This window comes from Bradyrhizobium sp. Kon58 (genome assembly GCF_055807455.1).
The window spans coordinates 1-242 of record NZ_JBVVOT010000619.1; the positions used below are offsets into that span (position 1 = coordinate 1).

Here is a 242-nt window from a genome sequence, read left to right on the forward strand (position 1 = left end):
CCCTTGGAGTTGTAGGTCACGCCGGTGATGCTGAGGTTGGACTTGCCGGTCTCGTCGAACACCAGCTTGAGCTGGTCGCCGTTCAGCAGGTTGACGCCGTTGAACGAGGAGTCCTGCGAGGTCGTGTCGATCTGGTTCAGGATGTTGTTGTACTGAGACACCAGGTTCGCACGCGAGGTCTGGGCAACCGTGTCCTGGACGGGGCTGGAAGCCGTCGAGAACGTCAGCGCCGTGGTCAGCGT

Annotated in this window: 1 pseudogene; it reads right to left on the reverse strand. The window is 61.2% G+C overall.

The features are described from left to right. A pseudogene (locus tag AC0L20_RS41705) lies at positions 1 to 242 on the reverse strand (DUF1522 domain-containing protein); the annotation flags it as partial.